At 69.8% G+C, this 6757-nt stretch carries 6 protein-coding genes, 1 rRNA gene and 1 other RNA gene; 7 read left to right on the forward strand and 1 reads right to left on the reverse strand.

The window, feature by feature from the left end:
- The 7 genes from E4F61_RS13455 to rpiA all read left to right on the forward strand — a co-directional run.
- On the forward strand, window positions 1-3512 hold a 3512-nt coding region (locus E4F61_RS13455; RefSeq protein ID WP_133480139.1), incomplete at its 5' end, for an EAL domain-containing protein.
- Window positions 3513-3543: 31 nt separating this feature from the next.
- Window positions 3544-3768: a TIGR02449 family protein gene (locus E4F61_RS13460; protein ID WP_133480140.1), complete on the forward strand. Its 225-nt coding sequence runs from the start codon at window positions 3544-3546 to the stop codon at window positions 3766-3768.
- A 10-nt stretch (window positions 3769-3778) separates the two neighbouring features.
- Window positions 3779-4078: a cell division protein ZapA gene (locus E4F61_RS13465; protein WP_133480141.1), complete on the forward strand. Its 300-nt coding sequence runs from the start codon at window positions 3779-3781 to the stop codon at window positions 4076-4078.
- Window positions 4079-4214: 136 nt separating this feature from the next.
- Window positions 4215-4400: non-coding RNA, 6S RNA (gene ssrS, locus E4F61_RS13470), on the forward strand.
- A gap of 42 nt (window positions 4401-4442) precedes the next feature.
- A complete protein-coding gene (locus E4F61_RS13475; RefSeq protein WP_133480142.1) occupies window positions 4443-5039 on the forward strand; it encodes a 5-formyltetrahydrofolate cyclo-ligase in 597 nt (198 codons plus the stop codon).
- Window positions 5036-5515 (forward strand): EVE domain-containing protein, encoded by a 480-nt coding sequence (locus E4F61_RS13480; RefSeq protein WP_133480143.1) that lies wholly within the window; start codon window positions 5036-5038, stop codon window positions 5513-5515. Before E4F61_RS13475 ends, E4F61_RS13480 begins: the two co-directional genes overlap by 4 nt.
- Window positions 5512-6159 carry a ribose-5-phosphate isomerase RpiA gene (gene rpiA / locus E4F61_RS13485; protein WP_133480144.1) on the forward strand — a complete coding sequence of 216 codons (648 nt, stop codon included), beginning with the start codon at window positions 5512-5514 and terminating at the stop codon, window positions 6157-6159. Before E4F61_RS13480 ends, rpiA begins: the two co-directional genes overlap by 4 nt.
- 453 nt (window positions 6160-6612) lie before the next feature.
- On the opposite strand, the gene rrf is transcribed toward rpiA, so the two are convergent.
- Window positions 6613-6726: ribosomal RNA gene (gene rrf / locus E4F61_RS13490) — 5S ribosomal RNA — on the reverse strand.
- Window positions 6727-6757: the final 31 nt, after the last annotated feature.

A 6757-nucleotide genomic window follows, 5' to 3' on the forward strand; every position in this document is an offset into this window, starting at 1 on the left:
TCGGCGACCCGCGCGGCGCGCGCTTCGCTTATGTCACGAACGTCGACGTCCGCGACGGCACCGCGGCCGACGACAGCGTCCGCTCGGTGGCCGGTTCGCCCGGCACGCTGTGGATGGGAACCGACGGCGGGCGCCTGCTGCGCTACGACCTCGCCGGGCACCGTTTCGAGGACCTCACCGCCGCGATGCCGCTGCCGCGCGGGCGCGTCGCCGCGTTCCTGACGTGGACCGACGGCGGCTTCCGGCTGGCGACCGACACGGGCCTGCTGGCGCTCGACCCGGCGAGCCGGCGCGTACGGCGGGTCGAGCTGCCGGGCGACGTCCGTCCGGTGCTGCGATCGATCGCGCGCGCGGCCGACGGCGCGCTCTGGCTCGGAACGTCCGGCGACGGCGCGTACCGGCTCGCCGCGGACGGCCGCACGCTGACACACCTCGAAGCCGGCGAGGGCGCGCGCCTGTCGCATCCGAACGTGCATGCGCTGCTCGTCGACCGGCGCGGCGCCGTCTGGTTCGGCACCGGCGACGGGCTCGACCGGCTCGACCCGGCCACCGGCCGCCTGCGTCATTTCCGCCACGGCGCCGACGACCGCGACTCGCTGCCCGGCAACGTCGTGCGCGCGCTGCTCGAGGACGCCGCGGGCCGGATCTGGGTCGGCACGCATGCGGGCCTGGCCGAGGCGGCGCCCGCGCCGGGCGGCGGCGTGTCGTTCCGGCCGCTGCCGCACGCGAGCCTGGCGGACCGCCGCGCTTCCACGGTGTTCTCGCTCGGCGAGGCGCCGCGCGGCACGCTCTGGGCCGGCACCGACGCGGGCCTGCTCCGGTATCGCCCGGACGGTGGGCAGGCGCGCCTGTTCGGCATCGGCGATGGCCTCCAGGACCTCGAGTTCAACGGCGGCGGCGTCGGTCGACTCACGGACGGGCGCCTCGCCTTCGCAGGCGTCCGCGGCGTGAACCTGGTCGATCCGGTACGCGGCGACGACGAGGCGGCGCCAGCGCCCCTGCGCCTGCTGTCGATGCGCATCGGCAACGACGCCGACAGCGACGCGCCGCTCTGGCCGCCCGCGTCGCTGCACGTGCGCGACGGCGAGGACCTCGTGCGCCTGCGCATCGGCACCCTCGATTTCGCCCCGTCCGCGCAGCCGCGCTATCGCTACCGCATGGACGGACTCGACGCCGACTGGATCGAGAACGGCGACTCGCGCGAGATCACCTACACCCACCTGCCGCCCGGGCATTACACGTTCCGTGCGCAGTCGACCGATCGCGGCGGTCGCTGGTCCCCGCACGAACTGCGGCTGCCGGTCGCCGTCGACGTGCCGCTGTGGCGCCAGCCGATCGTGCTGCTGCTCGCGGCCCTGGCGCTGGTCGCCCCGCTCGCGTTCGCGATCTGGCAGTGGCGCCAGCGCCGGCGTCACGAGCGCGCGCACCTGGCCGGCATGCGCGAGCGCGAGGACCGCCTGAAGCTCGCGCTGTGGGCGTCCGGCGAGCAGTTCTGGGACTACGACCTCGGCAACGGCCGCATGCATCGCCTGAAGGCGACCGAGCGCGGCGACGACTCGCGCGACCTCGACGTGGCGTCGGTCCTGGAACGGGACCACACGATCCATCCGGACGACCTCGAACGCGTGCGTTCGCAGCTGCGTCGCCACCTGAAGGGCGAGCTGCCGGTGTTCGAGTCGCAGCACCGTGTCGCCGACGGCACCGGGGGCTGGATGTGGATCCGCGCGCGCGGACGCGTCGTCGAGCGCGACGCGCAGGGTCGCGCCGTTCGCATCGCCGGCACCGCACGCGATGTCACCCGCACGCGCCGCGCCGAGCGCGATCGGCGCGTGGCCAGCGAAGTGCTGCGCAGCATGGCCGAAGCCGTCGCCGTGTTCGACGACGATTTCCACTTCATCTCGGTCAATCCCGCCTTCACGCGCATGACGGGCTACAGCGAGGCCGAAGTGACCGGCGAGTCGACGCACCTGATCGACAGCCGCCAGCACGACGAGTCCGTGTACGCGCGCATGCGCGACGACCTGATGCGCGACGGCCGCTGGTCGGGCGAGATCTGGCAGCGCCGCAAGGACGGCAGCGAGTTCCTGTGCTGGCTGCAGGCCAGCGTCGTGCTCGACAACGCCGGCCAGCGCGGCCACTGGGTCGCGGTGCTGTCGGACATCACCGACCAGAAGCGCGCCGAGCAGGAGCTGCGCTACCTCGCCAACTACGACACGCTCACCGGCCTCCCGAACCGTGCGCTGCTGCTGGAGCGCCTGTCGCGGGCGATCGCCCGCGCGCGCCGGCAGGACACGCGCATCGCCGTGCTGTTCCTCGACCTCGATCGCTTCAAGGACATCAACGACTCGCTCGGCCACGCGGCCGGCGATGCGATCCTGCGCGCCACCGCGGGGCGCCTGCAGCACGCGGTCGGCACGCAGCACACTGTCGCGCGGCTGGGCGGCGACGAGTTCACCGTGGTCATGGAGCACGTCGAGCACGCCGACGAGGCCGAAGCCGTCGCGCGCGCGCTGCTGGCCGCGTTCGAATCCCCGCTGGACGCCGGCGACCTGCGGGACGTGATCATCTCGCCGTCGATCGGCATCGCCGTCTACCCCGACGATGCGGACACGCCGTCGGACCTGCTCAAGCACGCGGACACGGCGATGTACCAGGCCAAGGCGCTCGGCCGCCGCATGTTCATGCGCTATGCCGGCGCGATGGATGTCGACATCCGCCGACGCGCCACGCTGTCGGCCGCCTTGCGCAAGGTGATCGACCGCGAGGAGTTGCACCTCGTGTACCAGCCGCGGCTCTCGCTGTCGCAGCGACGCATCGTCGGCGTCGAGGCGCTGCTCCGCTGGAACTCGGCCGAGTTCGGCGCGATCTCGCCCGCGCAGTTCATTCCGCTTGCCGAGGAATCCGGCCTGATCCTCGAGATCGGCGAATGGGCGCTGCGCCATGCCTGCCAACAATTGCAACGCTGGCGCGAGGCGGGGCTCGACCTGTCGATGTCGGTCAACGTGTCGGCGCTGCAGTTGCGCCGCGGACAGCTTGCGGGCTCGATTGAACGCCTGCTCGCCGAGACCGGCCTGCCGCCGCAGCGGCTGGAGATCGAGCTCACCGAGAGCGTGATCATGGCCGAGGAAACCTGGTCGTCGCTGCAGGCGATCCGCGACCTCGGCGTGCATATGTCGATCGACGACTTCGGTACCGGCTATTCGTCGTTCGCCTACCTCAAGCGCCTGCCGATCAACGCACTGAAGATCGACCGCGAATTCATCGGCGACCTCACGCGCGACCCGGACGACGAGGCGATCACCAGCGCGGTGATCGCGATGGGCCATTCGCTCGGGCTGCACGTCGTCGCGGAAGGCGTCGAAACCGGGGGCCAGCTGGAGTTCCTGCGCCGCAACGGCTGCGACGAGATCCAGGGCTACTGGCTCTCGCGCCCGCTCGAGCCGCTTAGCTGCGAGCGCTTCCTGCGTGAATGGCAATGGGACGTCTCGATGCCGGCTGCGACGGTGCCTTGATTCGGCCGGTCCCGCTGCTATCGTGGCCGGCATGGACGACAGGCCCCAGACGCTCGAGCTCATCCACCGGCTGGCCCGACGCATCGACGAACTCGGCGATCGCCTGCGACGGCTGCAGGACGAGAACCGCAGCCTGCGCCAGCAGCAGTCCGAACTCGTGGCCGAGCGCGCGTCGCTGCTCGCCAAGAACGAGCAGGCCCGCGTGCGCGTCGAGGCGATGATCGCGCGCCTGCGCTCGCTCGAGCAGCACACCTGAGGCCGGCCGCATGAGCACCACCGAACCCGTCAACGTCCGGCTGCTGGACCGCGAATACACCGTCGGGTGTACGCCCGAACAGCGCGACGGCCTGCTGGCCGCCGCCAAGCTGCTCGATACCAAGATGCGCGAGATCCGTGGCGGCAACAAGATGGCCGCGGTCGATCGCATCGCGGTGCTGGCGGCGCTCAACATCGCGCATGAATTCCTGCAGGTGCGTGCCGAGCCGCATCGCGAGCGCGACATCGCGCATTCACTGGGCATGCTCAATCGGCGCATCGACGACCTGCTGGACGCACCGCCCGGCTGAAACGCGCCATGCGCCGAATGCCGGCGCCGTGCACGTGATCACATGGCGCGCACGCTCCACAACGCGGCTGAACTAGCGCCGATCCCGCGCGGGTTCGCGGGCAATGTTCCGGGCGTGGCGCGCTATACTGCGTCCACGTCCTCTGCTGTGTGCGACGGCGTGTGCAAACATTCGCCTTGGCCCTTAAAAACGACACCGGGAATGTGACGGCCGCCCGGAGCGCATGCCCGCCCGCGAGCGGGAAGCCCGAAGGTGGCCGAGCGTTCCCACTTGAACCTCGGGTTCAAGGTCGTTTCGCACGCATCGGCACGGTGGAGGACTCCCCATCCCGCCTGTCGCGATCGCCCGCTCCGGGCCGATCGCGATGAGCGACGCCTTTCTCGACCTTCCCGCACTTCGCCGCGACATGCGTGCGCGCCGCGCCGCGCTGTCGCCGGCCCTGCGCATTGCGGCCGCGCAACAGCTCGCCGCGCGCCTGCACGGTGTTCCCGGGATGCCTGCCTCCGGTTTCGTGGCCGGCTACTGGGCCGTCGACGGCGAGATCGCTCTGCACGCCTGGCAGACATCACTGCCGCCGCGCTGCACGTACTGCCTTCCGGTGCTCTGCGATGACCAGCGACTGCGATTTGCGCCCTGGCGTCCGGGCGACACGCTGGTCTCCAACCGCTTCGGCATCCCCGAGCCCGACGTGGATCCCGTTTCGCTGCTCGAGGCGGACGCGCTGGCCGCGGTCGTCATGCCGCTCGTGGCGTTCGACGCCGCGGGCCATCGCGTCGGCATGGGTGGCGGCTGGTACGACCGAAGCCTTGCACCCGTGCGCGACGCCGCGACGCGACCGCTGCTCGTCGGCGTAGGCTACGAGGTGCAGCGGGTCGACGCGCTGATGCCCGCGCCGTGGGATGTTCCGCTCGACGCCGTGTGCACCGAATCCGCCACCTATCTTCGCGACGCGACCTCATGACCGTCCGACGACGCTTCTGGCTCATGAAATCCGAACCCGACTGTTTCTCGATCGACGACCTCGAACGGGTCGGAACCGAGCCTTGGACGGGCGTGCGCAACTACCAGGCACGCAATTTCATGCGCAACGGCATGCGCCACGGCGACGGCGTGCTGTTCTATCACTCGAACTGCAACCCGCCCGGCATCGCGGGCGTCGCGAGCGTCGCCTCGGATGCGTATCCGGATCCGACCCAGTTCGACCGTACGTCGCACTATTTCGACCCGAAGGCCACGCGCGAAGAGCCGCGCTGGTTCAACGTCGATGTCCGCTTCGAACGAAAGCTGTCGCGCCTGATCTCCCTGGAGGAGATCCGCGGGCACGCCGACGATCTGGGCGACGAATTCGCGCTCATCAAGCGCGGCAGCCGCCTGTCAGTGATGCCGGTTTCGAGCGCCCAGTGGTCCCTCCTCCTATCACTCGAGTCCGCCCGATGACCGAAGCCAAGCGTCTTGCCGCCGAGAAGGCGATGTCCTACGTCGAAGACGGCATGATCGTCGGCGTCGGCACCGGCTCGACCGTCGCGTATTTCATCGACGCTCTCGGCCGAGATCCGGAGCGCATCCGCGGCGCGGTCTCCAGTTCGGAGCAGAGTACGGAGCGTCTGCGTCGCCACGGTATCGAGGTGCTCGATCTCAATGCCACCGGCCCGCTTGCGCTTTATGTCGACGGCGCCGACGAGTGCGACGGCGCCAAGCGACTGATCAAGGGCGGCGGCGCCGCTCTCACGCGCGAAAAGATCATCGCGGAGGCGAGCCAGCGGTTCGTCTGCATCATCGATCCCAGCAAGGAAGTCGACGTGCTGGGCCGGTTTCCCCTCCCCGTCGAAGTCGTGCCGATGGCCCGCAGCCTCGTCGCCCGGAAAATCGTCGCCCTGACCGGCGCGCAGCCGGTCTGGCGCGAGGGCGTGGTGACCGACAACGGAAACCTGATCCTCGACATCCACGGGCTCCGCATCACCGACCCGGTGGCCCTTGAAAGCGCGATCAACCAGATCCCCGGCGTGGTGAGCGTGGGCCTGTTCGCCCGGCGCCCGGCCGACGTGGTGATCGTGGGCGGGGAACCTCCAACGGTTCGTTGACCTGCGCTCTGGCTTTTGCGCTAGTTTCGTCCACCAGTCGAGGCGCCGTGGTCGGGCCGCACGTAGGCGACTTGGAGGGCTGCGCTGCGAACCCTCCGAAGCGAAGGCGCTGAGACGCACGGGGCGAACGATGCATCCGTCGATGAATAACGTCACCGCGTATTCAACTGTGAAGCGCACCCCGCGATGACGGAGCATGCTCGGCGAAGCGCCGCGTTTCCGTACCGTTAGATGCGGAGCCGACTCTTCCCGTGATCGTTCGGGTCGTGAATACCACCGGCCCCGGGCGGGCGCGCTCCAGGTCGGCGCCAGATGGCCGGTCGATGCGTCGAGCATGCTGCGTGCAATCCCGGCGCTTCGAGCTAGCCAGTCGCCCCGATATCCCGATCAATTTCCAACGCCCCAAAAGCAAACCCCCACCCGTTTGCACGGATGGGGGTTTGGGGATAAAGACCCTGGCGATGACCTACTCTCGCATGGCAAAGCCACACTACCATCGGCGCGGGTGCGTTTCACTTCCGAGTTCGGAATGGGATCGGGTGGTTCCACACCGCTATGGTCACCAGGGAGAGGGTGGAGGGTCGCCTCACGGCGCCGC

Origin of the sequence: Cognatilysobacter segetis, from assembly GCF_004359965.1 — a bacterium.
Classification (GTDB): Bacteria; Pseudomonadota; Gammaproteobacteria; order Xanthomonadales; family Xanthomonadaceae; genus Cognatilysobacter; species Cognatilysobacter segetis.

Excerpts from the sequence above, each read along its gene's own strand:
- E4F61_RS13475 (WP_133480142.1), top strand. The coding sequence starts at position 4,443 with ATGAGCGACGCCTTTCTCGACCTTCCCGCACTTCGCCGCGACATGCGT.
- E4F61_RS13465 (WP_133480141.1), top strand. The coding sequence starts at position 3,779 with ATGAGCACCACCGAACCCGTCAACGTCCGGCTGCTGGACCGCGAATAC.
- rpiA (WP_133480144.1), top strand. The coding sequence starts at position 5,512 with ATGACCGAAGCCAAGCGTCTTGCCGCCGAGAAGGCGATGTCCTACGTC.
- E4F61_RS13480 (WP_133480143.1), top strand. The coding sequence starts at position 5,036 with ATGACCGTCCGACGACGCTTCTGGCTCATGAAATCCGAACCCGACTGT.
- E4F61_RS13460 (WP_133480140.1), top strand. The coding sequence starts at position 3,544 with ATGGACGACAGGCCCCAGACGCTCGAGCTCATCCACCGGCTGGCCCGA.